The organism is Halosubterraneus shenae (assembly GCF_050510935.1).
GTDB lineage: Archaea > Halobacteriota > Halobacteria > Halobacteriales > Haloferacaceae > JBDGPU01.
Genome location: NZ_JBNLVO010000005.1, coordinates 1 through 26,168, shown reverse-complemented (window position 1 = coordinate 26,168; position 26,168 = coordinate 1). Strand labels below are relative to the sequence as shown.

Annotated in this window: 25 protein-coding genes; 8 read left to right on the top strand and 17 right to left on the bottom strand. The window is 64.3% G+C overall.

Annotated elements, in window-relative coordinates; translation table 11 throughout:
• Nucleotides 1-35: 35 nt before the first annotated feature.
• The 3 genes from ACQE3M_RS11655 to ACQE3M_RS11645 form a co-directional block, all read right to left on the bottom strand.
• A complete protein-coding gene (locus ACQE3M_RS11655; protein WP_430505793.1) occupies nucleotides 36-413 on the bottom strand; it encodes a DUF5658 family protein in 378 nt (125 codons plus the stop codon).
• A gap of 81 nt (nucleotides 414-494) precedes the next feature.
• Nucleotides 495-1,955 carry a S8 family serine peptidase gene (locus ACQE3M_RS11650; protein WP_430505792.1) on the bottom strand — a complete coding sequence of 487 codons (1,461 nt, stop codon included), beginning with the start codon at nucleotides 1,953-1,955 and terminating at the stop codon, nucleotides 495-497.
• Complete coding sequence (locus tag ACQE3M_RS11645; protein WP_430505791.1) at nucleotides 1,955-2,560, bottom strand: ArsR/SmtB family transcription factor; 606 nt, start codon at nucleotides 2,558-2,560, stop codon at nucleotides 1,955-1,957. Before ACQE3M_RS11645 ends, ACQE3M_RS11650 begins: the two co-directional genes overlap by 1 nt.
• A 177-nt stretch (nucleotides 2,561-2,737) precedes the next feature.
• Between ACQE3M_RS11645 and ACQE3M_RS11640 the strand changes: the two genes are divergently transcribed.
• The 3 genes from ACQE3M_RS11640 to moaC all read left to right on the top strand — a co-directional run bounded on the left by ACQE3M_RS11640 (nucleotide 2,738) and on the right by moaC (nucleotide 6,267).
• Nucleotides 2,738-4,099: a glycosyltransferase family 2 protein gene (locus ACQE3M_RS11640; protein WP_430505790.1), complete on the top strand. Its 1,362-nt coding sequence runs from the start codon at nucleotides 2,738-2,740 to the stop codon at nucleotides 4,097-4,099.
• Nucleotides 4,100-4,184: 85 nt separating this feature from the next.
• Nucleotides 4,185-5,726, top strand: coding sequence for an NAD(P)H-hydrate dehydratase (locus ACQE3M_RS11635; RefSeq protein ID WP_430505789.1), 1,542 nt, complete (start codon nucleotides 4,185-4,187; stop codon nucleotides 5,724-5,726).
• Nucleotides 5,719-6,267, top strand: a complete 549-nt coding sequence (gene moaC, locus ACQE3M_RS11630; protein WP_430505788.1) for a cyclic pyranopterin monophosphate synthase MoaC — start codon at nucleotides 5,719-5,721, stop codon at nucleotides 6,265-6,267. Before ACQE3M_RS11635 ends, moaC begins: the two co-directional genes overlap by 8 nt.
• Before the next feature lie 24 nt (nucleotides 6,268-6,291).
• On the opposite strand, the gene ACQE3M_RS11625 is transcribed toward moaC, so the two are convergent.
• The 6 genes from ACQE3M_RS11625 to ACQE3M_RS11600 all read right to left on the bottom strand — a co-directional run bounded on the left by ACQE3M_RS11625 (nucleotide 6,292) and on the right by ACQE3M_RS11600 (nucleotide 11,594).
• A complete protein-coding gene (locus tag ACQE3M_RS11625; protein WP_430505787.1) occupies nucleotides 6,292-6,474 on the bottom strand; it encodes a hypothetical protein in 183 nt (60 codons plus the stop codon).
• 108 nt (nucleotides 6,475-6,582) lie between these two features.
• Nucleotides 6,583-7,887 carry a GTPase HflX gene (gene hflX / locus ACQE3M_RS11620; RefSeq protein WP_430505786.1) on the bottom strand — a complete coding sequence of 435 codons (1,305 nt, stop codon included), beginning with the start codon at nucleotides 7,885-7,887 and terminating at the stop codon, nucleotides 6,583-6,585.
• Between the two features lie 232 nt (nucleotides 7,888-8,119).
• Complete coding sequence (locus ACQE3M_RS11615; protein WP_430505785.1) at nucleotides 8,120-8,845, bottom strand: ribosome assembly factor SBDS; 726 nt, start codon at nucleotides 8,843-8,845, stop codon at nucleotides 8,120-8,122.
• 121 nt (nucleotides 8,846-8,966) lie between these two features.
• Nucleotides 8,967-9,170 (bottom strand): DUF7576 family protein, encoded by a 204-nt coding sequence (locus tag ACQE3M_RS11610; RefSeq protein WP_430505784.1) that lies wholly within the window; start codon nucleotides 9,168-9,170, stop codon nucleotides 8,967-8,969.
• Nucleotides 9,171-9,266: 96 nt separating this feature from the next.
• The gene (locus tag ACQE3M_RS11605) at nucleotides 9,267-10,616 is read right to left on the bottom strand and encodes a glycerate kinase type-2 family protein (RefSeq protein ID WP_430505783.1); all 1,350 of its coding nucleotides are present in this window, start codon (nucleotides 10,614-10,616) and stop codon (nucleotides 9,267-9,269) included.
• A 75-nt stretch (nucleotides 10,617-10,691) separates the two neighbouring features.
• A complete protein-coding gene (locus tag ACQE3M_RS11600) occupies nucleotides 10,692-11,594 on the bottom strand; it encodes an arylamine N-acetyltransferase family protein (protein ID WP_430505782.1) in 903 nt (300 codons plus the stop codon).
• Nucleotides 11,595-11,768: 174 nt separating this feature from the next.
• Between ACQE3M_RS11600 and ACQE3M_RS11595 the strand changes: the two genes are divergently transcribed.
• The 4 genes from ACQE3M_RS11595 (at nucleotide 11,769) to ACQE3M_RS11580 (ending at nucleotide 13,877) form a co-directional block, all read left to right on the top strand.
• Complete coding sequence (locus ACQE3M_RS11595) at nucleotides 11,769-12,446, top strand: HAD-IIB family hydrolase (RefSeq protein ID WP_430505781.1); 678 nt, start codon at nucleotides 11,769-11,771, stop codon at nucleotides 12,444-12,446.
• Nucleotides 12,447-12,527: 81 nt separating this feature from the next.
• On the top strand, nucleotides 12,528-12,830 hold the full coding sequence (locus ACQE3M_RS11590) for a hypothetical protein (protein ID WP_430505780.1): 303 nt from the start codon (nucleotides 12,528-12,530) through the stop codon (nucleotides 12,828-12,830).
• An 18-nt stretch (nucleotides 12,831-12,848) separates the two neighbouring features.
• Nucleotides 12,849-13,514 carry a helix-turn-helix domain-containing protein gene (locus ACQE3M_RS11585; RefSeq protein ID WP_430505779.1) on the top strand — a complete coding sequence of 222 codons (666 nt, stop codon included), beginning with the start codon at nucleotides 12,849-12,851 and terminating at the stop codon, nucleotides 13,512-13,514.
• 210 nt (nucleotides 13,515-13,724) lie between these two features.
• The gene (locus tag ACQE3M_RS11580) at nucleotides 13,725-13,877 is read left to right on the top strand and encodes a hypothetical protein (RefSeq protein ID WP_430505778.1); all 153 of its coding nucleotides are present in this window, start codon (nucleotides 13,725-13,727) and stop codon (nucleotides 13,875-13,877) included.
• Nucleotides 13,878-13,920: 43 nt separating this feature from the next.
• Here ACQE3M_RS11580 and ACQE3M_RS11575 read toward each other — a convergent pair whose 3' ends face one another.
• Nucleotides 13,921-15,180: an iron-containing alcohol dehydrogenase family protein gene (locus ACQE3M_RS11575; RefSeq protein ID WP_430505777.1), complete on the bottom strand. Its 1,260-nt coding sequence runs from the start codon at nucleotides 15,178-15,180 to the stop codon at nucleotides 13,921-13,923.
• Between the two features lie 189 nt (nucleotides 15,181-15,369).
• Here ACQE3M_RS11575 and cobT point away from each other — a divergent pair, with 189 nt between their 5' ends.
• The gene (cobT, locus tag ACQE3M_RS11570) at nucleotides 15,370-16,479 is read left to right on the top strand and encodes a nicotinate mononucleotide-dependent phosphoribosyltransferase CobT (protein ID WP_430505776.1); all 1,110 of its coding nucleotides are present in this window, start codon (nucleotides 15,370-15,372) and stop codon (nucleotides 16,477-16,479) included.
• Between the two features lie 29 nt (nucleotides 16,480-16,508).
• Here cobT and ACQE3M_RS11565 read toward each other — a convergent pair whose 3' ends face one another.
• The 7 genes from ACQE3M_RS11565 to ACQE3M_RS11535 all read right to left on the bottom strand — a co-directional run bounded on the left by ACQE3M_RS11565 (nucleotide 16,509) and on the right by ACQE3M_RS11535 (nucleotide 25,670).
• Nucleotides 16,509-16,679 carry an HEWD family protein gene (locus ACQE3M_RS11565; protein ID WP_430505775.1) on the bottom strand — a complete coding sequence of 57 codons (171 nt, stop codon included), beginning with the start codon at nucleotides 16,677-16,679 and terminating at the stop codon, nucleotides 16,509-16,511.
• A gap of 110 nt (nucleotides 16,680-16,789) precedes the next feature.
• A complete protein-coding gene (locus ACQE3M_RS11560; protein ID WP_430505774.1) occupies nucleotides 16,790-17,734 on the bottom strand; it encodes a DUF368 domain-containing protein in 945 nt (314 codons plus the stop codon).
• A gap of 3 nt (nucleotides 17,735-17,737) precedes the next feature.
• Nucleotides 17,738-20,950 (bottom strand): oligosaccharyl transferase, archaeosortase A system-associated, encoded by a 3,213-nt coding sequence (locus tag ACQE3M_RS11555; protein WP_430505773.1) that lies wholly within the window; start codon nucleotides 20,948-20,950, stop codon nucleotides 17,738-17,740.
• A gap of 51 nt (nucleotides 20,951-21,001) precedes the next feature.
• A complete protein-coding gene (locus tag ACQE3M_RS11550) occupies nucleotides 21,002-22,441 on the bottom strand; it encodes a lipopolysaccharide biosynthesis protein (RefSeq protein WP_430505772.1) in 1,440 nt (479 codons plus the stop codon).
• On the bottom strand, nucleotides 22,438-23,337 hold the full coding sequence (locus tag ACQE3M_RS11545) for an alkaline phosphatase family protein (protein ID WP_430505771.1): 900 nt from the start codon (nucleotides 23,335-23,337) through the stop codon (nucleotides 22,438-22,440). The genes ACQE3M_RS11550 and ACQE3M_RS11545 overlap by 4 nt, the downstream gene beginning before the upstream one ends.
• 41 nt (nucleotides 23,338-23,378) lie before the next feature.
• Complete coding sequence (locus ACQE3M_RS11540) at nucleotides 23,379-24,701, bottom strand: sulfatase-like hydrolase/transferase (RefSeq protein ID WP_430505770.1); 1,323 nt, start codon at nucleotides 24,699-24,701, stop codon at nucleotides 23,379-23,381.
• A 3-nt stretch (nucleotides 24,702-24,704) separates the two neighbouring features.
• On the bottom strand, nucleotides 24,705-25,670 hold the full coding sequence (locus ACQE3M_RS11535; RefSeq protein ID WP_430505769.1) for a glycosyltransferase family 2 protein: 966 nt from the start codon (nucleotides 25,668-25,670) through the stop codon (nucleotides 24,705-24,707).
• Between the last annotated feature and the right edge of the window lie 498 nt (nucleotides 25,671-26,168).

Genomic DNA, 26,168 nt, shown 5'->3' with positions numbered 1-26,168 from the left:
GAAGCCCATCCCGACCCGACCTGACCCGACCTGAATCAGACCAGACTCGACCCGTGAACGATGACGGTCAGGTTATTCGCAAACACGAAGAGCCCCGCCGCGACGAGCAGGCCGAGGAACACCTCGATACCGAGACGGAGCGGGCGGCGGTGCCGCATCGGGGCCTCCCGGACGAGTTCCACGAGTCCGTAGAAGAGGGTAGCGACGAGGACGACGGCCGTCAGGTGCAGCCCGACGAGGACGACGAGCGACTGGGTGAGGAGCCACCCCATCACCGGATTCGACTCGTGAGCGATGCCGACGTCCGCGGCGGCGTACAGCGTCATCAGGAGGTCCACCGACAGCAGCAGGAACAGCGAGACGGCTGCCCATCCCCAATACTCGTCGACCCACGCGTCCAGCTCGCGGCCCATTACCTCGCTATACGCCCGAGCACGGAATAAAGGAGGTGGCAATCGACCGGCTACGGACCGACCCACGTACGACCAGTTCGGTCACGGCACCGCTAACTGGTTCGTCGACGACGCGTTCGACGATGATGACGAGTTCGACGATGATGACGCGTTCGACGATGACGACGAGTTCGACGCCGTCACGTTCGCCCGTGACTCGGCGGACGCGTTTAACGTTCGCGCCTGCTCGAGGGCGGCTTCGAGGTCGATGTGGGCCACGTCCCCCTCGCGGTCGGCCGTCGCGAGAAGGATTCGCCGTCCCTCTGCCGCGTCGACGCCGGCGCTCGCCTGCAGGAGCGCCACCGACCCGGCCACGTACGGCGCCGCGGCCGACGTCCCCTCGAGCTTGCCGACCGACGTCGTCGCGCGTCCTGGCGCGACCAGCGTGACGCCCTCGCGGGAGCTATCGGTCCGTATCGAGCCGTCGGCGGCGGCCGCCCCGACCGTCATCGCCCCGGTGCCTGTGGTCTCCGGAACGCTCCCGGTGGCGACCGCGTAGTCGAGGTCGTGCGAGGGCGCGTACAGCGTGAGGTTCGTCCGCTCGACGTCGCCTGCGACGCGGACCGCGACGTAGTAGGTCCCCTCAGGCACGGTCGCGTCGATCGCGGCCACCCCGTCGCTCGCGTCCGCCTTCGCGACGACGGTGTCCGACTGCGACGCGTGTCGACGGTAGAGGTACAGTCGGGCGTCGGCCGAGCGGTCCGCGTGCAGCCGGAGCGAGACGTCGCCGGCCACCTGCCCACCGCCGAGGGGGTTCGCCTCCGCGCCGTCCCCACCGAACGTGACCCACCCGGGCTCCCTGGCGGTTCCGGACCAGTGGCGGTTTCCGAGGTTCCCCGCCGACGTAACCACGACGACGCCCTCCTTCACCGTCCGGTCGGTCGCGTTGGCGAAGCCCTCGGCGGTCGTCGCCGAGCGCGGGAAGTAGCTCCCGGAGTCGACGACGACGTCGACGTCCTGACTCACGAGCCACTGCATCGCACTCCGGTACTCACGGAGCGAGGGGTTAGGGCCCAGTTCGACGAGCACCAGTCCGGCATCGGGCGCCGTCGAGTGGACGACCTCCGCGACCGCGGTGTCGTGGCGAGCGTTTGCCGCCTGCTCGAACGCCGGTCGGTTCGCGGTCACGTCGTGCGCGGCCACCACCGCGCCGTCGATGGCGTCGGCGTTCCGGTCGAACGCCGTGCCGACGACGCCGACGCGGACCCCCTCCCCGGTGACCCCCTTCGCGTGAACCGACTCGAGATCGGTCACGACGGGCGGGTCGCTGTCGTCGACCGGGACTCCGGCATCGCGATCACTCCCGAGGATGTCGGTGGTACCGACGCTCGACGTCGACACGCCCTGGGTTCCGGCGTCGAGCGGTAGCATCGCCGGCGACGCGGCCGCGGGAGGCTGGCTCGTGCCCGCGACCGAGAGCGCGAGGCCGCCGCTCCCGAGCAGCAGCAGGGCGAAGAGCACGACCGTCACGCGGGCGGTCCTTGCGCCACCTCGACCGGGCATTATCCCGTGACGACGTCGCGGTTACGCCAGGCGAGCAGCGCGAGCAGTACCAGCAACCCGCCGGCGAAGAAAGCGAGCCCCGGCGGCAGGAAGCCGAGCAGCGGCTCCGTCGCCGAGACGCTGTCGGCGACGCGGGGGCTCGTTTCCGGCCCGCCGACACCGGACGTCGCCGTCTCGAAGGCGTACTGAACGAAGAGGCTCGCGACGGCCAGCAGCGCGGCTGCGCCGACCAGCTCCGTGAGCTGGTCGACGAGGGACCCGTGGTCGGAGTCGCCGCCGACGCAGACGACCAGAGCGTCCTCGACCGGACCGTACACGTCCATCTCGCGGCCTTTCACGGAGTACTGGGTGTCGACGACCTGCACCAGGTCGGCATCGATGAGCGTGTCGAGGTGGTGCCGGACGTTCTGGAGCGACGTGTCGACCGTCTCGGCGAGCTCCGACGCCGTGGCGGTGTCCTGATGGAGGGCGGAGAGCACGGCACGGGCTGTCTCGGACGAGAGCGACTCGATGAGGTGGTCGGCGTCGTCGATCTCGAGGACCCTGACGTCGCCGGCCGCCTCGTCGGTCACCCCCTCCCTGTCACTTGGGAGCAGCCCTGACATGGGCGAGTCTTTTCACCCCGTCAATAAAACACTTCGGTCAATTTTGCCAAGCAGAGTGTTAAATGTAGGGCTCCGGGGACTGAGTATTCTTGGGGAATCGTCGGTGAAAGCACAGGCCAGCGGGCGGTTCCACTCACGACCACTATGCTTTTTTGCAGGCGAGCGGATGGTCTTGCCATGGAAGTCAAAACCGTCGACGACGCCACGTTCTCCTTCTGGCGGGCGGCGTCGTACACGGCGATAACTGTCGCGCTCGTCGCCATCGTACTCGCGCCGACGCTCGTCTTCGACGCGTATCCGCGGGTTCTGAACACGCTCCTGCTCGTCGGCCTCGTCGGCCTCGTCGGCCGGTCGTTTCTCTCCGCGCTGCTCTCGTTCCGCGGCGCCAACACGCCGGACCTGGAGCTTTCGGACGCGGAACTGCCCGAGGTCAGTATCGTGATCCCCGCGTACAACGAGGAACCGGTCCTCCCGGACACGATCGACGCCTGTCTGAACCTCGATTACCCGGCCGAGAAACTCGAGGTCGTCCTCTGCTACGAGGCGGCCTCGGTCGATCGAACGGCCGAGATCTGTCGTGAGGCCGCCGCGAACCACTCGATATTCACGGCCGTCGAACGCGACGAGCCCGGCGGGGGGAAGGCGAAGGCGATGAACTACGCGCTCCAGTTCGCCTCCCACGACCTCATCGCGATGATCGACGCCGACCACCGGTACCGGCCGGACGCGATCCGCCGTGCCGTCGCCTGGTTCGAGACCGACGACGACATCTGGTGTATCAAGGGACGCTGTTACGGCACGAACGCGGACGACTCGATCCTGGCGCTGCACGCGACGGTCGAGCGCCACATCGCCGAGAAGGCGGACCTGTTCGCCCGCGAGGTCATCGGTGGGTTCACCATCTTCGGCGGGGGCCAGGCGTTCTTCCGCCGCGAGGTGTTCGACACGCTCGGGGAGTTCGACGAGGACATGCTCACCGAGGACATCGACATGTCCTCGAAGATCCACGCGGCCGGCAAGCGTCTCGTGATGGACCCGAGCATCATCACCTTCGAGGAGAACCCGCCGACGCTGCAGGCCTGGTGGAGCCAGCGCAAGCGCTGGGCCCGCGGCTGGATGCAGGTCGCGGTCCGGTACCTCACGTCGATCCCGCGGAACCCCGCCGTCTCGGTTTCGGAGAAGGCCGACGCGATCTACACGTTCTCGTACGCGATCATCCCCGCCTTCGTCGTCATCGGGCTCCCGCTCGCGATCCTCCCGAAGTTCGGCGTCGAGACGGCGACGTACGTCCCGGGCGCCTGGGCGGTCTGGACGGCGATCGGCCTCTCACCCATCGTCGTCACGGCGCTCGTCTACCTCCAGGACTGGCGCGACGGGCTCTCCCACCAGCCGCGGGAGTACCTCGCGGCCGTCACGCTCTGGTTCTACCTGGTCTTCCAGACGATCGTGTTCATCACCGCCTTCATCGAGGAGTTCATCGTCGAGAAGCCGAGCGTCTACGTGACGACCTCGCGCGCGGAAGCGTCCTCGGACGACTGACTCCGAGGAACCACCGCAACTGCACCCCGAAACAGCTCGCCGCCTTCCCCCTACGCTTAATCCCCGAGCGAGCGAAGCCGTTCCCATGATAACAGCCGACCGGATGGCGGCCGTCGACGCCAACGCCGCCGCGCTCGGTGTCCCGCGCTCGAAGCTGATGGAGTCGTCGGGCAACGCCGTCGCGCGCGAGGTCCGCGACGTTGCCGATCCCGGCGCCAGCGTCACGCTCGTCTGTGGCCGCGGCAACAACGGCGGCGACGCGTTCGTGACCGCCCGCTTTCTCACCGACTACGAGGTGACCGTCAAACTGCTCGGTCGCCCCGACTCTATCGGCACCGACATCGCCCGCGAGAACTGGAACGCGCTCGAGGCCGCGGAGATCCCGATCGAAGCCGTCGCCGACGTGAGCGACCTCTCAGTGACTGCGGGCGACGACTCCGCGGACGGCGACTCCACGGACGGCGACTCCGCGGACGGCAATGCTCCGGACGTCGTCGTCGACGCGATGCTCGGCACCGGCCTGACCGGCGCCCTGCGCGATCCGGAGCGGACCGCAGCACAGCGGATCAACGAGGCACGCGAAGCCGGCGCGACGGTCGTCGCGGTCGACGTGCCCACCGGCATCGACGCCGACACGGGCGAGGTTGCCGGCGCGGAAAGCGCCGAAATGGCCGCAGGCACCGGCGCTGAACCCGTCGCCGTCGAGGCCGACCGCGTCGTCACGTTCCACGACGAGAAGCCCGGCCTCGCCGACCTCGACGCCGCGGTCACCGTCGCCGACATTGGGATTCCGGAGGCTGCGGAGCTGTTCACCGGCCCGGGCGACCTGCTCGGGCTCACTCGCGATCCGCGGAGTCACAAGGGCGAGCACGGCGAGGTCCTCGTCGTCGGCGGCGGCCCGTACACCGGCGCGCCGACGCTCTCGGCGCGGGCAGCGCTGCGAGCCGGGGCCGACCTCGTGCGCGTCGCCTGCCCGAAGGGCGTCGCGCGCGAGGTCCAGGCCTTCTCCGAGAACCTCATCGTGCGCGGCTTCAGCGGCGAGACGCTAGCGCCGGCGCACCTGGAGCAGATCCGCTCGCTCGCCGCCGACCACGACGCCGTCGTCTTCGGGCCTGGCCTCGGCGACGCGGCCCCGACGTTGGAGTTCGTCCGGGAGTTCCTCGCCGAGTACACCGGAACCGTCGTCGTCGACGCCGACGCGCTCCCGGTCGTCCCGGAGGTCGACACCGACGCGACGCTGATCTGCACGCCGCACCAGGGCGAGCTCCGGCAGATGGGCGGCCCGAGCGCCGACGAGTGGCGCGAGCGCGCGGACGCGGTCCAGGCGTTCGCAGCCGAGATCGGCCACACGGTGCTCGTCAAGGGCGCCTACGACGTCGTCGCCGACGGCGAGACGGTCCGCGTGAACCGCACCGGCAACCCGGGCATGACCGTCGGCGGCACGGGCGACGTGCTCGCGGGCGCGGTGGGCGCGCTCGCGACGACGAACGCGCCGCTCGACGCCGCGGCCATCGGCGCCTACGCCAACGGGCGCGCCGGCGACGCCGCGGCCGAGGAGCTCGGGGACGGGCTCGTGGCGACGGACTTAATCGACCGGCTCCCACAGGGTCTCCGTACCCATGACTGAGGACGCAACCCCCAGCGCTGACGGCGGGGCCGACCCCGCCAGCGACGACCCCGCCGTCGACGACCCCACCGACGAACTCACTCACACGGACGAGTCCGGCGACGTCCAGATGGTCGACGTCGGGGCGAAGCCCGACACGGCCCGTCGGGCCGTCGCGCGCGGCGAGATCCAGCTCACCGAGTCGACGATCCAGGCGATCCGCGCCGACGAGATCGGCAAGGGCGACGTGCTCGCGACGGCCCGGATCGGCGCCGTGCAGGCGGTCAAACACACCTGGGAGACGATCCCGATGTGTCACGCGATCCCCGTCACCAACGTCGACACGGATTTCGACGTACGCGAGGACCGCGTGGTCCTGGAGGTCGGCGTCGAGACGACCGGCAAGACGGGCTGTGAGATGGAGGCGCTGGAGGGCGTGACGACCGGGCTCAACGTCGTCTGGGACATGGTGAAGGCCGCCGAGAAGGACGCGGACGGCCAGTACCCGGACACGCGTATCTCCGGGGTCGAGATCGTGGAGAAGCGGAAGGAAGAGATCTGAGCAGCTTCGCGGATTCGATTCGCGTTAGCGCATGCCGTCGAGCCCGCGGACCGTGTCGGACATGATCCAGGCGTCGTCGCTGTCGGGTTCCTCGATACAGAGCGCGAAGAACGTCTCGTCGTCGCCGTCGGTCGTGATACGGTAGCCTTCGCTCGTCACCGCAGCGGGGAGGTCCGCAGCGTCGGCGTCGGAGCTGGAGGGGTTCATGGCCGCCGTAACAGCCCTGGCGGGATAACCGGCGCGATCCGAGTGCAGACCTGTTAGCGAGCGGAAATTCGGCCGTTGCGAAGTCGAAGCAGTCGCCGGTATTCCGGGTCAGGCGTCGGCCGGCCGGAGGTCGGCCGCCTTCGAGCGGGCCTGCGAGACGACGGTCGGGCGCGCCTCGAACTCGACGACGACGTGCTCGTCGCCGTAGGACTCCTCCTCGACGTAGCCGTGGTCGTGGATCCAGGAGACGACGCTCATCGTGTCGTCGGTCATCGGGAGCACGAGCCGCTCGTGGCGCCACTCGGGGAGCTCGTCCTCGACGCGATCTCGCAGGTCCTCGACGCCGCGGCCGGTCTTCGCCGAGACGGTGATCGGGTTCGGGGCGATCGACGAGAGCGCGGCGGTCTTCTCCGCGAGCTCCTCGTCGGAGAGCTTGTCCGTCTTGTTGAACACCGTCACAATGGGCGCCTCGTTGCGCTCGTACAGCGTGTCGTGACACGTGACGATCTTCTCGCGGATCTCCGGCACCGGCTCGCTCGCGTCGACGACGAGGAGAACGAGGTCAGCGCGGTAGACGGATTCAAGCGTCGACTCGAAGGACTCGACGAGCCAGTGGGGCAGGTCGGAGATGAACCCGACCGTGTCCGTCAGCAGGACGTTCCGGCGGTCCATCTCCGCGCGCCGTGTCGTCGTGCCGAGCGTCGTGAACAGCATGTCCTCGGACTCGGCGGTCGTCTCGAGGTCGGGGTGGCGGTCCGCGTTCTCGTCGACGTCGATCTCGGCCGCGAGCTGGCGCATCAGCGTCGACTTGCCGGCGTTCGTGTAGCCGGCGAGCGCGACGAGGTCGAACCCGGAGTCGCGGCGCTGCTTGCGGCGGCGCTGCTCTTTTGCCGCGATCGACTCCAGCTCGTCGCGGATCTCGGAGATCTGCCGTTTGATGTCCTGCTCGACGCTCTCGTCGTACTCGCCGAGTCCCATGAAGCCGGGGCGCTCGTCGCGCTTGGCGAGGCTGGCCTTCACCTCGGCCCGGGGGAGCTCGTAGCGCAGCTCCGCGAGCTCGACCTGGAGCTGGGCCTTGCGGGTCTGGGCCCGGTCGCCGAAGATCTCCAGGATGAGCGTGAACCGGTCGATGACCTCCACGTCCTCGGGGAGCTTCGTCCCGACGTTATACGTCTGGTACGGGCCGACGTCGTTGTCGATGATCACGCACCGGGCGCCCGTCTCGCGGACGCGTTCGGCGAGCTCGTCGACCTTGCCCTCGCCGAACATGTACGCGGCGTCCTCGGTGCGGGTCTGGGTCAGCTCGCCGACGACCTCGTAGCCGGCGGCGTCGGCGAGCTGCTTGATCTCGGAGAGGTCCGCGCTGCCACTCTCGACGCGTTTAGCGACGACGGCACTGTGTTCGGCCGTCATGGCGAGACAGAGTCCGCAGTCTCCCCGCCGAGTAGCGCGTTCCGCGCGACGCTGGCGGTGCCTGCGGGACGTTCGTCGTGGTGTGCTGCCTGCACTGTTCGACCTGTAAATAGCTCCTCGACGTATTTAAACCCAGTCTGCAGGGGGTCGTCGCGGCCGGCCGAAATCGGCCGTCGCCGCTCGACGGCATCGATGCCCCGAGCTGCCCGACGACGCTGGGTGTCGAGCGGCATTATCTGGTGGAGAGCTCGTCTTTGTCCTTCACGACCGTCGTCTCGGCTTCGCCCGAGGAGACCTCGTTCGCGAGGTCGTAGAACTCGTTTTGCAGGCCCGCGGGGAACGTGATGACGCCGACCCAGGAGCCGTCGTTCTGCCACTCCTCGCGTTCCAGCTCCCCGTACTCGCGGAGCTTCGCCTGGCCGGAGCCCGCGTAATCCGCAGGGAGCTGGACGGCGACCGTGATCTCCTCGAACCGGATGGGAATGACCGGGCGAAGCGCGTCGAGCGCGTCGTCGACCTGCTCCTCGACCGGCTCCATCGGGTCGACGGTGAAGCCGGCCTCCTCGAGCGCGCGCTCGATGCGCTCGGGCGGGTGCGGGGCGTTGTCCATCTGCGGATTGACCGCGTTGCGCGTGATGGTGTTGATGAGGTTCTTCCGCTTCTGCTCCTGCATCTCCTTGCGCTGCTCGGCGGTGATCTGGATCTCGCCACGTTTGATGACCTCCGGGATGATCGCGAGCGGATCGGTCGTGCCGAACACCTCCTCGAGGTCGGCCTCGGCCGGCCGGTCGCCGCTGGAGGCGTCCTCGAACACGTCCTCGGCGGCGATGACGTCCTCGAGGTCCCCCTCGAACTCGTCCCGTTTGATCTCCAGGGCGGCGTCCGGGTCGATGAGCACCTCGAATCGCTCCCCGTGGGATTCGAGTCGCGCGGTCACGGCGTCTTCGAGTGATATCATGCCTCCGGCTACCACTTCCGAGGGTAAAAAGCCTCCCGCGCTGGCGGTGCAGTGGTGCGACCGTGGCGGGCCGGCAGCCGTGACGGCGGTCGGCTTATAAGACGTTCCGCTCGTCGTCCTGTCAATCCACCCGCTCGTCGTCCCAGTCCGCGCGGCACGAGTCGTCACAGAAGTGTCGATGCGTCGCCTGACCGTCTTCGATCCACGTCACGACCCGCGACTCGTGACCCACTACCGGGTCGCCGCAGGTCGCGCAGTCGGGGGCGTCCTCGTCGGCCACGTCCTCGACGTGGTCGGACGTCGGATCGACCTCGTCATCTCCCATGGGAACTGCTCTTCGCTCCGCCCACTTCAAGCCGTCCGGTTCGGCGAATTTGACGAGAGTCCAGAACCGGTTCCGACGGGTGGGGCAGCGACCGCCTCACCGGTCCTCGACGACGATCACGCGCAGGTCGTTGACGTTGGTCCCGGTCGGGCCCGTCTCGATGGCGGCGTCCGCCGCTTCGAGGACCGGCTCCGCGTTGTTCGTCGCCAGCGCGGCGCTGGCTTCCCCCTTCGTCACGGTGTCGGCGGCGACGATGCCGCCCGCGTACTCGCTCGCCCCGTCGATACCGTCGGTGTCGACCGCGGCGACCACAACGCCCGGCTCCTCGAGCTCGACGGCGGCGCCGAGCGCGTACTCCTGGTTCGGCCCGCCCTCGCCGTCACCTCGCACCGTAACGGTCGTCTCGCCGCCGGTGACGACGACCGCGGGCGGCTCGACAGGGTTGGCCGTTTCGCGGATCTCCTCGCCGATGGCGACGGCGGACTTGGCGGCTTCGCGCGCCTCGCCGCGGATCCGCGAAGTGAGGACCATCGCCTCGTGGTCCGCATCGGCGGCGGCATCGCGCGCAGCGAGACACGCCGTCAGCGACGAGGCGACCGTGAACGTCGTGACGTGCTCGAAGAGGACGTCGCCGGGCTTCGGCGTCTCCGGGACCTCGCCCGACTCGCCGCGCTCGAATCGCTCGCGAACGGCCTCGGGCGCCTCGACGTCGTGGACCTCGAACACCTCCCGCGCGTCGCGGAACGTCGTTTCGTCGGGGACGAACGGCCCGCTGCCGATGGTGCTGGGATCGTCGCCGACGACGTCGGAGAAGAGCAGGCAGGCGATCTCGGCCGGCGCGGCCGCGGCGGCGAGTTTCCCGCCCTTGATCGCCGAGAGGTGCTTCCGGACGGCGTTGATCTCGTCGATGGAGGCACCCGCCTCCAGCAGGGTCCCCGTCGTCTCGCGAAGGTCGTCGAGGTCGACGCCCGCACCCGGCGCCGGCAACAGCGCACTCGCGCCGCCGGTCATGACGCCGACGACGAGCGATTCCGCGGTCGTCTTGCGAGCGCGCTCGAGCACCGCCTGTGCGCCCGCGGCGCCGTCCTCGTCGGGGACCGGGTGGCTCCCGGTGCGTACCTCGATCAGGTCCGTCTCGCGGGGGTCGTTCGTCACGACGACGCCCCCCGTGAGCGCGTCGCCGAGGAGCCGTTCGAGTTCGACGGCGACGGGCGCGGCCGCCTTCCCGCCCCCGAGGACGACGACTTCGTCGTACTTGCTGAGGTCGTACGGCGTCCCGTCGATGCGCAAAACCCCGTCCTCGTACGCGAGCCGATTGCGGACGACATTCCGGGGGTGCGCGGCCTCGATGCCGGCGGCGAGGCAGTCGAGCGCGAGGTCGTGCGCGGCGGAGCGTCCCAGCTCAGTCCGGTTGTTGATGCGGACTGATTCAGGCGTGTCGGTCATACCTCGGCCGTCGATGCCCGGGGAGAAAATTCCACGGGTGGTTCGCAAACGTTTCGGCCTCCGGTGGACGTCTCCTCAGCCGGCGTCCGGGTCGCGTGCGGGGTCCGACGCGGGGGCGACCACGGGCTCGACGACGAGGCCGAACTCGCGCGCGACCGTCTCGTGCCACTCGGCTTCCGGTACCGACCGCTCGGTTTCCGCATCGCCCTCCCGCTCCGTCAGCGTCGTGCCCGACAGCTTCCGATGACCCACCTCAGTCGCGATCTGGACCACCGGATCCCCGGTGAACGGCGACTCGGGGGCCGTCTGGAGGAAGTCGTTCGTCGCCCGAAAGTAGTCGAGATCGCGGGGGTGGTCGGAGAAGACGTAGCGAACGTGCCAGTCGTCCGATTCGGGTTCGCGGTACATCGACTGGAATGCCTCGTCCGGCCGGTCGCATTCGGCGATGCGCCAGTCGACCCCGATCTCGTCCGTCCGGACGGCCCCGTCGAGCGGCGTCGGCTGGCGCATTACGGGGACGCCCATGCCGACGTCGACGACGTACCGACAGTCCAGGTCGACGACGATGCCGTGGTGATTCGCGGGCGCGCTGGTGCCCTCGTCGCTCGTGACGCGCGCGGCGACGCGGTCGACCTCGTAGCCGAGGACGTCGAGCAACCAGTAGAACAGGCCGTTGAGCTCGAAGCAGTACCCGCCGCGCTCGGCCGCGACGACCTTCTCGTAGCAGGCGGCCGTCGACAGCTCGACGCCGGGGCCGTCGTCGGCGATGAACGGGTCGCCGACGATGGCGAGGTTCTCGAAGGGGACGCTGGTGACGTGAGCCCGCTGCAGGCGCGCGAGGGTGTCGAGGTCCGGTTCCTCGACGGTGGCCGGGTCGACGCCGATGCGACGGAGATACGCGCTCACGAGCCGCGTGGCGCCTGCTGCGACCGCGTCGTCGAGATCGGCGTCGTCGACGGCGTCGGGATCCTGACTCATGGACCACCCGTGGGCACGGTACCCATTCATACTATCCTGAACTCGAGTTACGTCCGATTTCCGAGGGGTACTCGTCGAACCGGGGAGCCGGTTGCGGTGGGACTCGCCGCGAGTCGTCGCGAGCGGCCGTGCAGGAAGCATAACACAGTTCACCAGCCCCGCCACATTCCGGATATGGTCCCACCGCTCGTACTGGACATCGACGGGACGTTGACGACGCCGGACCACCGGCTCGACAGCCGGGCGTTCGAGCTGCTCCCCAACTGGGACGCGCCGGTCGTGCTCGCAACGGGGAAGTCGTTCCCGTACCCCGTCGCGCTCGCGCACTTCCTCGGGCTTCCGGAGACGATCATCGCCGAGAACGGCGGCGTCGTCTACGCCGACGGACGGACGGAGTTCACGGGCGACCCGGAGGCCTGCTGGGACGCCGCGGAGACGTTCATCGAGCGCGGCGGCGACCTCGGCTGGGGGACGAAGACGACGGTGAATCGCTGGCGCGAGACGGAGGTCGCCGCGTCGATGGACGCCGACGAGGAGCTGCTCCGGGAGGCGGCCGCGGAACACGGCCAGGAGGTCGTCGACACGGGCTACGCGTACCACGTCAAATCGCCCGGCGTCAGCAAGGGCGTCGCGTTCGAGCTGCTCTGTGACATCTGCGAGTACGACCCGGGCGAGTTCGTCGCCGTCGGCGACAGCGAGAACGACGCCTCGACGTTCGCGACGGCCGGGGAGTCGTACGCCGTGGCCAACGCCGACGCGGCCGCCAGGGAGGCCACGGACCACGTCCTCGAGGCGGGGTACATGGACGGGACGGCAGCGCTGCTCGAAGCCCTGCTTGCGGACGCCGAGTGAGGGGCGTGCTCACTGCCCCCGTCGTAGTCGACGCGTGGGTCGAGGTCGACGTACAGGCAGTCCTGGAGCAGGTTCCCGCCGATGCCGACGAGCGCGATCAGCAGCGTCGGGCAGGACGACGTTCGTGTCCCGGTCGACGATCCCGGAGTGCGCGAGGCTTCCGACTCCCGGCAGGTGGAAGACCGCCTCCACGACGTACACCGTGATGACCAGCAGCCCGAGCCCTTCCAGGAAGAACAGCGAGGCGAGAACCAGCGAGAACCAGCGAGAACCAGCGAGGCGTTCCGGAGGACGTGTCTGGCGACGTCGCCGACGTGGCACCCTCGTATCCCCCCGGAAACCCGCTTCCGGGCCACGACGGTCGGCATCCAGATTTATTTATGAACCGGGTGAAAGGTCAGCATGACGGTACTCGTCGAGCTCACTGCACCGGCGGAGTCGGTCGCGATGGCCGAAACGCTGTTAGCGGCCCCGGAGACGGTCGTCGAGATCGAGCGCGTCGTCGGCCACCCCACGGAACTGGTGACGCCGTACTTCTGGTCCCACGGGGGCGGTGACGGGGAGTTCGAGACGGCGCTTTCGCGTGATTCGACGATCGAGGCGTACGACCAGCTCGACGTGTTCGCGGAGGAAACGCTGTACCGCGCTGAGTGGGATCCGACCATGGAGGCGATCCCGTACGTGGCGCTGGAGAACGACGCGACGATCCTCGAAGCTGCCGGCCAGGACGGCGAGTGGGAGATCCGGCTCCGCTTCGAGGACGACAGCAAGGTCTCCGCGTTCTCGACCGGCTGCACCAGTCGCGACCTGTCGTACGAGGTCGGGCGCGTCTACCATCCGAAGCAGCCGACCGAAAGCGGCGGGATCGGTGTCACCCCCAAGCAGCGAGAGGCGTTGCAAGCGGCGCTGGAGCGAGGCTACTACGAGATCCCACCGGAGACGACGATGACCGAGATCGCGGACGAACTCGACGTCTCACAGCAGTCGCTCTCGCGTCGCTTGCGGCGCGCCCACGGTAACCTCGCGTCGAACGCGCTGACGGTCCCGGAGCCGATACCGAGTCCCTGACCGTTACTCGACCTCGTCGCACGGATCCACTTATAAATCCAGTGTATATACAACCCGGTGGTTCTTTACCCGGCTCAAGAGAGAAAATCGCACGACGGATGGCTGATGAACCTGTTGTAGCTGACGGAACTGTGCCGTTGTCGACCGCCCTTATAAACCCTGCACGACGGTCGAGCCCCGTGACGGCCGTCGAAGGGGGTGTCGCCGGCCATGACTGACGCGGAGAAACTGCGCGTCGACTGCGACGACTGCGCGTTCTCGGAGGTCGTTCCGACCGATGGTGACGTCGACCCGGCCGAAGTCGTCGTGGAACACGGCCGCGACCGCGGTCATACCCTGAGCATCGAACCGGTCGACGACTGACCGATCGGGATCGATCGGCGGACCCGTCGGTGTGGTCGCAGTCTCAGTAGGCGGCCTCCAGCACTGCTTCGATCTCCTCCCTCGTCGGGTCGAGGGCCGCGGGTGCGTTCGCCATGAAGGAGTCCTCGAGTACGGTCTCGGCTACCGCCTCGAACGCCGCGGGTTCTGGGCCAGCGACGTCCCGGAGGCGACTCGGGAGCCCGAGCGCGTCGCGAACGCGGGTCACTGCGTCGACGACGGCGCCAGCCGGGTCCGGCGCGTCGCCGACGCCGAGTGCGTCCGCAAGGAGGTCCCGCCGCCCGTCGACCTGCTCGAACAGGTACGAGAGCGCGTGTGGCGTCACGACGGCGTGGGCCGCGCCCTGCTGGACCTCGTAGCCGGCGGTCAGCCCGTGGCCGAACGCGTGGATCAGCGACAGCGTCGACTCCTCGGGCCGCGAGATGCCGTACTGGACGAGCATCGTCCCCTCGACGACCGGCTCCAGGACCGCCGCGTCGACGCCGTGCTCGGCACCGTCGTCCGCGCTGCCGTCGTCCACGCCTTCACCGCCCTCGCCGCCGCGGGCGCCAAGCTCGAGGAGGCCTTCCTGGAGGAGCTGCAGTCCCCGAACCGCCGTCCCGTCCGTGACTGGGGTAGCGGTCCGGGCGTACAGCGTCTCGATCCCCTTGTTGAACCCGTTCATCGCGGAGGCCGCGAGGACCGATTTCGGCGTCGTGGCGAACAGCTCGGGGTCGTAGACGACGGCGCTCGGCATCAGTCGGGGGTCGGAGAGCCCGCCGCTGACGTACTCCTCGACCAGCCCAGTGTCGGGTGACGCGTTGAGCCCGGCGCCGATGGAGAGGTCCGCGCCCGCGAGCGTCGTCGGCACCGCGACGATCGGCGGGAGCGGTGCCTCGGGGATGGAAATCGTCCCGCGACGGGCGAATTCGGCGGCGATCGCCTTCCGGTTGCGGTCGTCGGCCGCGACGACGCTTATCGCCTTCGCGAGGTCGAGACTGCTCCCACCGCCGAGGCTCACGATGGCGTCGGCGTCGGCCGCGTCGAGCGCGTCGGCGCCGGCGATGGCCGTTGCGAGCTCCTTTTCCGGCGTCGTCTCCGCGAAGACGTCGGCGAGCTTGTCGCCGAGGCCGTCGCGTACGGGATCGATGACCGGCGGCGACGCACCGACCGTCGAGCCGCAGACGACCAGCGCGCGGTCGCACTCCTGCTCGTCGAGCTCGGTCGCCAGGTCGGCGGCGGCGCCGGCGCCGAACCGCAGCGCGCCCGGCCGGTAATCGAAGCGGAAGCGAGTAGCCTGATCCATGGTAGTTACCACCACTTTCGGCGGTTCGCTCATCAACCCTTTCGTTGTGTCAGTTGCCGGGAGCGAAGTCGCCCGGAACACAAGCTTGTTTGTCGTAGCTCAACTGAGCTGGATGCAACGCGCGGTCGTCGCCCGGGTCCGGTCGCGAGGGCCGGAAGCCACGGCGCGGCGCCCGTCCCCAACTCGACAATGAAATTCGTTCTCACGATCGGTTCGACGGCGACCGCCCGCATCGACGGGATCAGCGCGGCCGGCGCGGACCCAGACCTGATGGTGCACACGCCGAGCGCGGACGCGGAGATACTCACGTACGGCGAGCCGACGCAGGCCCCGGTCGTCCCGGTCAGTCCGACCGGCTGCCCGACGCCCGCGGTCGTCACGCGCGCCGTTCGGGAACTGCTGGGCTTCGAGACGGTCGTCCTCAACGCCGGGACCGCGAGCGCGACGAACGCGCCGACGGTCGACCTGCCGGGCGAGGCGGGCGCGGACGTGCGCGACGAGGTCGCCGTCGGCGACGCGACGGAAAAGTTCGAGGCGGCCCGCGCGCACGGCCGTTCGATCCCCGACGACGAGCTCGTCGTCGCCGAGACGATCCCCGGCGGGACGACGACCGCGATGGGCGTGCTGACCGCACTCGGCGAGGAGCGAGCAGTCTCCTCCTCACTCCCCGAGAACCCGCTGGAGCTCAAACGCGACGTCGTCGCGGCCGGTCTCGACGCGAGCGACCTCGACCGCGGCGACGCTGCCGGTGACCCGCTGGCGGCGGTGCGCGCGGTGGGCGACCCCGTTCTCGCGGGCGTCGCGGGACTGACCGTCGGCGCGCTCGAGTCCGGCACGAGCGTCACGCTCGGCGGCGGGACGCAGATGAGCGCGGCGGCCGCGGTGGTCCGGCACTTCGGCGTCGACGCGCCGCTGTCGCAGTCGACGACCGCCTTCATCGCGAACGACGAGACGGCCGGAGTCCGACGGCTGGCCGACGCGCTCGACCTCGACCTGACGGTCACCGATCCCGAGTTCGCGGCGAGCGACCATCCGGCGATGGCTGCCTACGTTCGCGGCGAAGCGAAGGAGGGCGTCGGCATGGGCGGCGCGCTGGGCTTAGTGCGGGCTGCGGGCGAACGTGGCCCGGCACCCACCGACGTCGCCAGCGACGACGCCGCCGACGGTGCTGGCGAAAGCGCCGGCGACGTGTCCATGGCCGAGGTACGCGCTCGCGTGACGGCCGTCTACGACCGGCTGCTCGCGACCGTTCCGGACGACCATCCGGCAGCGCAGCAGCTCGATGGCGTCGCGGAATAAGGGAGTACAACTTCGTTTCTCTACACTTCCTACTCGTTCTCGACCGGGAGGAAGCTCCCGTTGATGTCCCACTCGTGGATGCAGTAGACGTTCCCGGGGTCGTCGGCGACGCGCCAGGTGTCAGCGTCATCGTCCCATACCTCCTCGCGGCCGCAGTTCTCACAGGTTCGGTCGGTCGGTTTCCGGAGCTCGGCGTTCATACTCCGTGATGGGACGGCCGCCCTCAAAAACGTGACTCCAGTCGCAAGCGACTGGGCAGTGGCGAACGGGCCTTATAAAGGAGCTCGAAACGCCGACCGCGAGGCCGGCGTCAATACTCGATGCTGCCGCCGAACCGATCGAGGACGAAGACGAGCGTCGCCCCGACCGCCGCGGCGGCGACGAACGTCGGGAGGACCGCGGGCCAGGTGCGGCCCTGCTCGGCGATGACGATCCCCGTCTCGACGACCGGCGCGCGCAACGCGCCGACGACGAGGCTGACGAGGAAGGCGATGGTCGCCATCCGGTAGCGTTCCAGGGCGGCCCGGACCGCGTGCGCGATGGTGAACAGCCCGACGACGCCGCCGACCAGGAACGTCACGACCGGCGGCGCCGCGTCGATCGCGGGCCCGACCCCGTCGCCGGTGAGCACGCCGATCAGCGCGTCGACGAACGTCGACAGCGCGCCCGACATGTACTCGTACTGCCCGATGATGATCAGCAGCAGCGACCCCGAGATCCCCGGCAGGATCATCGCGCTCACCGCGATGGCGCCGGCGACGAGGACGACCGGCAGCTCGTGGCCGACCGCCGTCGACGCGTACCCCGAGGTGAGGAAGGCCGCGAGGAAGCCCGCGAGGGCTGCGCCCTTCCGGCGCTGCGTCGAGACGTCGACCTCGCTGAAGAGGACGACGGCGCTGGCCGCGATCAGCCCGAAGAAGAACCCGAACGTGACGACCGGGAACTCCTCGAGCAGGTGGTGGACGATCCGGAGGACCGTCACCAGGGCGGTGCCGATGCCGGCCCCGAGCACGAGCAGGAACGTCCCGTCGACCTCGTGGAACGCCGCGCGCGCGTCAGGCAGGTTGGCGGGGCGCACCCCGGCGAGGACGCGCGTGATCCGCTCGGGGTCGATCTCGGTGACCGCCGCGATGAGCCGCTCGTAGATGCCCGTGATGAGCGCGATCGTGCCGCCGGAGACGCCCGGCACGGCGTCCGCACAGCCCATCGCGACCCCCTTGGCGTAGACGACGAGCCAGTCCCGGAGCGTCACCATCAGTTAGTGCCCGATCCCGGTGAGCGCCGTCTCAGCGTCGACCGCGAGGCCGATGCCGTCGCCGGCGGTACCAGCCTGCGGCGACCAGCTGCCCGCATCGAGGCCGTCGTTCGCGACGTCGTCCGTGACGGCGAGCGACTGGAACGCGCCCGCGGGCTCAATGCTGGAGCTGTTCGTCTCGTTCGTCGAGCTCTCGTTCGTCTCGCCGCCGCTCTCGGTGCGCTCGAGCTCGACCGTGACGGGCTCGTCGACGTCACCGTTGACCTGGCCCTCCTGGACTTCGACGGTCGTCCGGTTCTGGACGAACGTGCCGTCCTCCTTCACGGTGCCCGAGTCGAAGATGCGGTAGGAGCCGGTCGCCCGGACGCTCACGTTCGTGTAGCCGTTCTCCGGGCCGTACTCGCTGTAGCCGGTCGTCGAGTACGGGACGACGAACTCGAAGTTCCCGTTCTCGTCGGCGGTCGTGTACGTCGTGTACGTGAACGTCTCGTTGCGGTGCGGCATCTTCAGCTCGACCTGCGCGGTCACCTCCTGGCCGGGCGCGGCGCCCGAGCCCTCGATGGTCGCGCCGGGCACGCGCTCGAAGGTCTTCACCCAGTTGGACGGCGTCCAGGTGAGCGCGCTCTGTGGGAGGCCGGTCGTCTGGATCTGCCGGAACAGCGTCTGGATATACCGGCCCGAGGACTGCGCGCTCGCCTCGCTGGCGTGGACGAGCCGGTAGTGCTCGAGCGCCTCGACGCGCTCGGTCGGGTACGGCCCGACGCCGCCGATCTGCGCCGTGCCGTCCTGCTGGTCGACGTACTCCTGTGCCTGCCGCATGGAGCCGAACGTCTTCACGACCGAGTCGTTCTGCCCCTGCGGCGTCACGTTGATCGTGACCGTCTCACCGGACCGCGTCTGAGCCTGCTCCTGGTCCCAGTCGACGACGACCGCCTTCGGGTCCATCGCGCTGCCGTGGTACTTGTACAGCCGCACCATCATGCTCTCGTAGTAGCGCTGCTGGCGCACCTGCATCCCGAAGCGGTAGCCCTGGCCCTGCGGCCCACGCTGGTAGAGGATCCCGAAGAAGTCGTCGCGGCTGACGTTCTCCGCGTCGTAGAACGTCACCGGCGCGCCGAACTTCGAGGACGGGTTGACCATCTGCCAGTCGACCATGACGTAGCGCGTGCCCTCGGCGTCGGCGGTCTCGTTGTTCAGGACGCCCTCAGCCTGTTGCTCACTCGGTGAGAGCAGGTAGTTCGCCGCGAGCGTCGCGTGCTGCTGGAACGGGTTCGCGACCGGGATGCGCTCGGCGCCGGTGGTTATCCAGTGGCCGTAGTCCCACCACGACATCACGCCGTACGCGCCGTCCGGGTACTCGAAGTCGCCGTCGGCGGGGCGCTCGTACGTGCCGTAGTACTCCATCGGGTCGTCGGCGCCGCCGAGTTCGCCCGGCGTCGGCGTCTCGTCGTTCATCCACTCGAGGCTGCCGTCCCACTGCGTGACTGAACCGGGGCCGTTCTGGGCGCCGGCGGTCCAGGCCGGCGTCGCCACGAAGACGAGCGGGACGATGAGGACGAGGACCACTGTGACGACGGTCATGACCTGCCACCCCTCGATGTCGCTGACGACCTCGTCGACGGAGCCGCTGAGGTCGAGCTTGTCCAGCGTCATCTCGACGAAGAAGCCGTTCAGAATGACGACCGGGACGGCGAGGTAGATGTTGAAGCGCACCTGGGTGAACGCCGTCGCGGTGATGAACGCGGCCCAGACGAGCAGGTAGAGCTTCTCGGCTTCGTATTGGTGGAGATACGTCGCGCCGACGAAGGCGGCCGTCGCGAGGAGGAGGCCGATGACCTGCCACTCGACGCCGATGACGCCGCCGATGGCGGCGTACAGCTGCGGGATCAGGAGGACGGTGCCGACGACCGCGAGCGCGCCGGCGACGTAGATCGTCTCGTTCGTCTCCTCGCTGCGGACGAGGGGTCCGCCGAGCAGAACGAGGGCGGCGACGAGGGCCGTGAAAAACGTGAGGCCGTACTCGCCCATAATCGCGCCGGCGGCGCTGCCTCCCGCGAGGAAGGGCTGGGCCTCGCCGATGGTGCGGACTTCGGCGGTTGCGCCGAAGGCCACGGAGCGCAGCAGGTTGTTGATGATCGTGTTATACGCGCTCGGATAGATTACCGCGAGGGTTCCTACCGAGAGAAGGATTAATCCAAGAACAGCAACGGGATATTGAATCGGGTCGAGGTCCCGAGATTCCCACTCTCGTGCAATAAATGCGAGCAGAACACTCCCAGCAGCGACGGCGAGTGGGAGACCAACTTGGGCGAGAGTGTATCCAACCGGACCAAAGGTGAACTGGTTGAGCGGGACGATCATTAGAAGCCCCGTAACCGTCATCGAGACAGCACCTACGAACGCAACTGGCTCGGGACTATCGCCATGAACAACGTCGCTCGTGATCTTTATCACCAGGAAGATACCGGTGAAGCCAACGAGAATGATCCCCGGCTGCCAGACGTACATGTAGAGTGCGGCAGCAACGCCTGCTAGTGCGGCGAACCCGAACGGACGTCGGAGTGCTTCGACATCCCGGTCAACAACCAGTTCCCAGACGGGCTTCTCACGAGAGGCAATGCCGAAGGCTGCCAGGAACGCGAGAACCCCGAGTGACTGGAAAAGAACCTCTGCAGCGTGGTGGTCGTAGAATCCGACGAGCGTGTAGTTGAGGAACGTGCCCGGGAGTAGCGCCAAGAGGACTACGCTGATTACGGCACCGAATCGACCAACGAACCGCCGGGCGATGTAGTACGCCGGGATAGCGACGAGCGATCCGAAAAGCGGTGCCATGTAGAGCATAACACGCATCGCCGTCGCTTTATCACCACTACCCAGAGTAACAAGGAGAACTATCGTTGCCGTGATCTGATCAAAGAGAGTCCCGAACTGGGGAGCTAGGGTCCCGGTCGGGAAACCCGTCCATACCTCGTACGGCATGGTTGACGGGTAATGCAGGATAGTGTACATCGTTTCGCGATAATGATACCAAGCGTCATTACCGCGGAACATCACCTCCCCGTTGCGCGTGAAGCGTTCCGATGCCTGAATTCGTACCCAGAACATGAACGCGATCGCTGCGCCAAGTACTGGTATATGGTACCAATCTTCGAGAGCGTCGCGGGCTGAATCTGCCGAAAAGGAGGAAAGCCCCGACTCCTCGGTCTTCTCGCTCATTGCTTGTACGGACTAAAAGAGACCGAATAAGCCTTGTGAAGTTGTAAGGCGCTAACTTGCGAAGGCGTCGGAGAGTACTCCTTTGACGGTGACGCGGAACGATTCGCTGACTGATGTGAGTACTCCAAAATAGACGATCCCCCCGAGTCCGATGAGGATCAGTAGTTCACCCCACCACGAAATGCCGAGAATTGCGTGAAGTCTATCGACTATTGCAAACATCAGAATACCCGCGAACAGTTGATGTTGCAATGGACGCGAGAATAACGGAATACGCGGTAGGTACTGTTTAATCGCATATGCAAGAGATACATATCGGAGAATCTCGGACACTATCGTTGCCGCAACGACCCCTAGAATTCCGTATTCAAGTAACAGTGCGTAACCTAACCCGACGTTCAAAACGAGGATCGTTGCCCCTATTCGGGTATTGATATCTGGTCGATCTAATCCAGCGATTGTCGACTTAAGTTGGGATGACTGTAGGTTCAATACTCGGTATAGAGCCAGACCAACTAGAACTAGGCCTGTACCAGAGTATTGGGAACCGAAGACGGTTACGAGGAGATCGTTCGGCATCGCTGCAGCACCAAAGAAGATGGGTATTGCTAGCAAACTCGCGTATCCAAGGGAGTTAGTGACATCGTCGATTACTGCAGTTGAATTATTCCGACTCCAGTGGTCGCTTACCCGGGCCATTAATCCCATTGATATGGCTCCCCCAACGAAGGTCCCCGCCATCGTGAGTTGTAACGAAACCTGATAGTTTCCGACAGCCGATGACGATATTAATGCTCCGAGAAGGAGAATATCCATTCGGGATTGCGTGGTTCCAATAAAACCGTTCGGTATACTGTATTTGGCATATGTTGAAATGCTCTTCAGTGACTCTCTAGATGGACTCACTGGTTTAACTCCTATCTGATACAGGACGTACGGAATAGTCAGTGCAGTGGCGATGGTTAGCCCGTATACCATTCCGACAGTTCCCAACCCGGAGAGTACAAATATCAGTTGGAGGGGTGTTGTAAACAGTGATCGGAGTGTATCTGCCCACTCAGCTGCTGAAAAGTTGGATCTAGCTGAGAGAATACGATTAGACACCGCGAAGAAACAAATTACAATAAATAGGAAGCTGAAGGGGATGACTAGTCCAGATAGATCGTAGATTCCAGTATAGTGATGAATTACATATGTCGCAGGGAGAATAACAAGGGGAAGAGCTGCTGCTCCAAGAAGACCGGATCCGAGAGCCTCCGATGTGGGAAAGTCTGATTCGGAGATGCGTTTTTTACATGCGAGACCCCACCCAGTCACTGGGTTGTCTAGCACGTTAACGAGCGTAACTACAACATAGAACGCACCATATCCACTTGGTCCGAGAACTCGTGCAAAAACGACGGATCCAATAAATCCGATCGCAGCCATCGCGAACTTTGCGAGGATACCCTTCGATATCTCGACCCCGAAGTCCGCTTCTCCGGCGCTCATATATAACCGAGATCTCGAAGTTGCTCCTCGTCGATGTCTAGCTTATCCGAGCTCTCCGGAACTTCCTTTGCGTGCCGATCAACCCACTTAGCTACCTCAAAAACGTCCTGTGGAACAGAATCCTGAGTGGAACTCGCAAATGCTCTCCAAGAATGGCTCCCCGGCTCCATTCCCCGGTCTTCCTCGTCGTTATACCAATCGACTACCATACCGTGGTCGCTTAGAATGAGCAAGTCGTCGTCTTGGCTCAATGTATCACGTATTCTGCTAACGAATTCGTCCGCCCGCTCGTATGTTTTGCGTAGTCGCTCACGATTATCACAGTACGCGTGTCCTGTGGCATCTAGAAGGTGGATATGAACGCCCGCGACCGCAACGTCGTGGTTGAGCATTTCTCGTGCCCATCCAAATTGTTCAGCAGCTAAACCATGAATATCGCGCTCAAACTCTGCATTGGTCTGCCCCTCTCGCCACATAATATCCCATGCACGTTTCAATTCCTCTCCGTTGTGTACTCCCGGCCAGTTGTGAACGACTCTGTCGCCACCTTCGAATATGTTGGGGATGTCAACTTCGCTAATCGTGTACTCGGCCCTCGTCGTCCGTTCAACTAGATTTCCTAGTTTCGCGCGCATCGACATCGAGAGGTGGCCAGAATATTTCGAGAGAAAATCGACTATCGAATTGTCCCAGGTACTCGTTCCACCGCTGACTCCGTGTTCCCGAGGGTGTACTCCTGTTGCGATCGTCGCCCATGCTTCCGGCGTGTACGGTTCTTCACGCATATGAGCGACAGTTTCCATTTGCCCGTGCGTATCGAGTCGAAGAGAATCGACCTCGAATTCGTCGACAAGAGCGGAGTCAAGAGCATCTAAACCGAGAACGACGAGAGTCATCTTGTGTCTGTCAAGTGTAGTTGCCAGCAAAAGAATGACGATTACGCGTACCCCAGTGCTTCAAGCTGCGACTGAAGATCGTCATCCACGCCAGTTTCCGAAACGTGACGATGGTCAAGATTTTCCACAATCTCCGAAATGCCTTCTTGGAGAGCTTTAGCGTCCGCTGTCTCTGGGATACATTCGAAACCATCCGCCGTTTGATACCCGTAGACGTTATCCTCAACGGCAATACCTCGCAACTCGGTCTCGAACTTCGTGGTATCGTATCCTTCGGATTGAAGAGATTCTTTCACAGTTGGCGATAGCCCATGGTACTCAGTCAGTCGAGGTATCGCATCTCTCTCACTGAGAAGAGACGCTCCGCGAGACTCCCCCGACACGTTGGCGATGTCTAAAACCGTCGCATGAACATCCAACAGACTCACGACTTCATCGGACGTACCGGAGAGACCCGGGCCATCGACGATTAATGGAACGTGTGTCAACTCTGGGTACACTCCGTAGAGGTGATCCCATGCACCGTGTTCTCCTAGTAATTCTCCGTGATCCGAGAGTGTGATAATATAGTCAAAGGAATCACTTAGCGACTCGTAGATATCGCAATAAATGTCGGAGAGATACCTGACGCTATCGTCATAGGCCTGCCTTGCGGTTTCCTCAGAAACGTCGGGTTCGTCCATGTAACTACGGATACTGTCGACATCCACCCGCTGCGTTGTACGGTATCCTCGCGGCGGGAGGTACGGCGAGTGTGCCTCCATTAGGTTCACGAAGAGGAATTCCTGATTACCGAAGTCCGTCTCGGTAATCCATTGTTTCGCGCGTTTCGCTCCATCGTCAATGAGTGCCCCATCCAGGTCTAGATCTCGAAATTTGGTGATAACCCCGTTCTTCAACGACGGGAACGTCTTCGCGTCCGAGAAAATACAAGAAACGACCCCAGCTGCATACATGCTGAGTCCGCTCCGTTCGGATTCGGCAGAGAACTCTCCCCACCCAAAGTAATCTTCTCCAACGGCGTCGAGTCGCCAACTCCCGGTGAATTCGTCGAACCCCCGGTCAAAATTTTGTTGGGGGGTGATATTCACGTTCGAGCTGTACGCGCGAGTTGTATAGCTTTCCGAAGAGAGTTGCTCTGCAAGTGCAGTACCAGAATAATCAAAACCAGATGACTTAGCGTGTACGCCCGTTTCAGTCGCGTATTTTCCAGAGAACAACGATCCATGAACGGGGACAGTCCAATGGCTGGGACTCCACGCGTTTTCGAAACGACGGCCTGGAAGCCAGTCAAAATGCTCGTCGAACGCGTCTTTTCGGAGCGTGTCGAGAACCACAATGGCAATATTTGGATGCTCAGTCATGATTCACCTCTGATATTTGCCTTGAATGACTTTTTTCGTGCTTCGAGCAGCAGCTGGTGCGGTGTACAGTAATAAAAACAGTGCTCGTTTAAAATTATGAAGTTGGAATTTGTCTTCATAAAACACCGATCCTAGAATGAAACCTACTGAATAGATGGTGAAAATACTAACAACACTCGTGGTATACTGAGGTGCGAATGCTAGTACCAATGCTAAAATTGTAGTGATAATATAGAAAAACACGCTCCCGATGTCTTTTATGATTTGTACTGGGTGAAATTTTGCATACCAAGTTCCGTATTTGTAGAGATATGGAACGCTAGTTGGGTTGCCTGCGATGCGTTTTCGATAAATGTTAGACGGCTCTGAGTTAAGATACTTAGAACACCATCGACTGCTTGTAAAAACATCTGCTCCCGCCCGATACATTTGAAGAGCAAAATCCCAATCTTCGCCACGATCAAAACCTGGATCCCAACCCCCTATCGTATCCAATAGTGAGACATCAAGAGCAATGGCTGCATGTCGATAATAAAGCGGATCGTGAGGTGTACTACACTCGCGATTCACGTCCTGATCACAACTAGGACCGGTTAATGCGTCATATTCTGGATTGTCTTCCCAAAAGTTCTCTATATTATTTATCCAGTCACTATTGGCGGCATTAGCCGCATCAAGCATACAGAAGATATCCGGATTGACGTCCTGAATACGTTCGTATAGTTCTTGTCTCGCACCTCCATGGCCACTATACTGTTCTTGTCGGAATACTTCAAATGGGATATCTGACTTTTCAAGTTCGTCTCTAATTATATCTGGTGTAGTATCATTACTGGCGTCACAAATAAAAACATAGTCTGGATCACGTGTTTGCGATCGAATGGACTCCATAGATTTCCGGATTGAATCCTCTTCATCTTTGGTACACATTCCCAGAACTATTGTTTTACTCATATCTGGTTGAATCATCGGAGAGAACTTCCAACACGATGTGTAGGATGGTGGTTGAACCTAAGGATTTGAATAACCAAATAGTATTCAACATCAGCATGGCACTATGTCCTCTTGAGACTTCATCTCATATAAGATACTGGTGTAGTAAGAAACATTTAGGGGAAGATCGGACATTTTCACTCAGAGTGATATTAGATCACCTTCTCTTGTTCAGTACAGCGTTAGAAAGACTCCTGTAAAAGTTCGTCGAAGGTTATGTTTCAATGAACGAGCTTTCATCGAGTACCTCCAACCGAATTGAAATTGGAACTCGATTGTTTGAGATGATTTCTGAATTGGAGGTATGTTAGTATGGCTGGTTGTACCATTACTTTTGAGGCTTGTATTCAAAATCCCCTCAATACTCAAATACATTATTAGAATATTGGAACACTTAAGGCGGTGTTCAGATAAGGATGAAGGGTGAGGCGGGACGATCTTTGAGTGGTCTATGCTCGAAACCGCCCGCCTCAC

Bases quoted from the DNA above. Each gene is read 5' to 3' on its own strand.
- ACQE3M_RS11655 (WP_430505793.1), bottom strand. From the start codon at position 413: ATGGGCCGCGAGCTGGACGCGTGGGTCGACGAGTATTGGGGATGGGCA.
- ACQE3M_RS11650 (WP_430505792.1), bottom strand. From the start codon at position 1,955: ATGCCCGGTCGAGGTGGCGCAAGGACCGCCCGCGTGACGGTCGTGCTC.
- ACQE3M_RS11645 (WP_430505791.1), bottom strand. From the start codon at position 2,560: ATGTCAGGGCTGCTCCCAAGTGACAGGGAGGGGGTGACCGACGAGGCG.
- ACQE3M_RS11640 (WP_430505790.1), top strand. From the start codon at position 2,738: ATGGAAGTCAAAACCGTCGACGACGCCACGTTCTCCTTCTGGCGGGCG.
- ACQE3M_RS11635 (WP_430505789.1), top strand. From the start codon at position 4,185: ATGATAACAGCCGACCGGATGGCGGCCGTCGACGCCAACGCCGCCGCG.
- moaC (WP_430505788.1), top strand. From the start codon at position 5,719: ATGACTGAGGACGCAACCCCCAGCGCTGACGGCGGGGCCGACCCCGCC.
- ACQE3M_RS11625 (WP_430505787.1), bottom strand. From the start codon at position 6,474: ATGAACCCCTCCAGCTCCGACGCCGACGCTGCGGACCTCCCCGCTGCG.
- hflX (WP_430505786.1), bottom strand. From the start codon at position 7,887: ATGACGGCCGAACACAGTGCCGTCGTCGCTAAACGCGTCGAGAGTGGC.
- ACQE3M_RS11615 (WP_430505785.1), bottom strand. From the start codon at position 8,845: ATGATATCACTCGAAGACGCCGTGACCGCGCGACTCGAATCCCACGGG.
- ACQE3M_RS11610 (WP_430505784.1), bottom strand. From the start codon at position 9,170: ATGGGAGATGACGAGGTCGATCCGACGTCCGACCACGTCGAGGACGTG.
- ACQE3M_RS11605 (WP_430505783.1), bottom strand. From the start codon at position 10,616: ATGACCGACACGCCTGAATCAGTCCGCATCAACAACCGGACTGAGCTG.
- ACQE3M_RS11600 (WP_430505782.1), bottom strand. From the start codon at position 11,594: ATGAGTCAGGATCCCGACGCCGTCGACGACGCCGATCTCGACGACGCG.
- ACQE3M_RS11595 (WP_430505781.1), top strand. From the start codon at position 11,769: ATGGTCCCACCGCTCGTACTGGACATCGACGGGACGTTGACGACGCCG.
- ACQE3M_RS11590 (WP_430505780.1), top strand. From the start codon at position 12,528: ATGCCGACGAGCGCGATCAGCAGCGTCGGGCAGGACGACGTTCGTGTC.
- ACQE3M_RS11585 (WP_430505779.1), top strand. From the start codon at position 12,849: ATGACGGTACTCGTCGAGCTCACTGCACCGGCGGAGTCGGTCGCGATG.
- ACQE3M_RS11580 (WP_430505778.1), top strand. From the start codon at position 13,725: ATGACTGACGCGGAGAAACTGCGCGTCGACTGCGACGACTGCGCGTTC.
- ACQE3M_RS11575 (WP_430505777.1), bottom strand. From the start codon at position 15,180: ATGGATCAGGCTACTCGCTTCCGCTTCGATTACCGGCCGGGCGCGCTG.
- cobT (WP_430505776.1), top strand. From the start codon at position 15,370: ATGAAATTCGTTCTCACGATCGGTTCGACGGCGACCGCCCGCATCGAC.
- ACQE3M_RS11565 (WP_430505775.1), bottom strand. From the start codon at position 16,679: ATGAACGCCGAGCTCCGGAAACCGACCGACCGAACCTGTGAGAACTGC.
- ACQE3M_RS11560 (WP_430505774.1), bottom strand. From the start codon at position 17,734: ATGGTGACGCTCCGGGACTGGCTCGTCGTCTACGCCAAGGGGGTCGCG.
- ACQE3M_RS11555 (WP_430505773.1), bottom strand. From the start codon at position 20,950: ATGAGCGAGAAGACCGAGGAGTCGGGGCTTTCCTCCTTTTCGGCAGAT.
- ACQE3M_RS11550 (WP_430505772.1), bottom strand. From the start codon at position 22,441: ATGAGCGCCGGAGAAGCGGACTTCGGGGTCGAGATATCGAAGGGTATC.
- ACQE3M_RS11545 (WP_430505771.1), bottom strand. From the start codon at position 23,337: ATGACTCTCGTCGTTCTCGGTTTAGATGCTCTTGACTCCGCTCTTGTC.
- ACQE3M_RS11540 (WP_430505770.1), bottom strand. From the start codon at position 24,701: ATGACTGAGCATCCAAATATTGCCATTGTGGTTCTCGACACGCTCCGA.
- ACQE3M_RS11535 (WP_430505769.1), bottom strand. From the start codon at position 25,670: ATGATTCAACCAGATATGAGTAAAACAATAGTTCTGGGAATGTGTACC.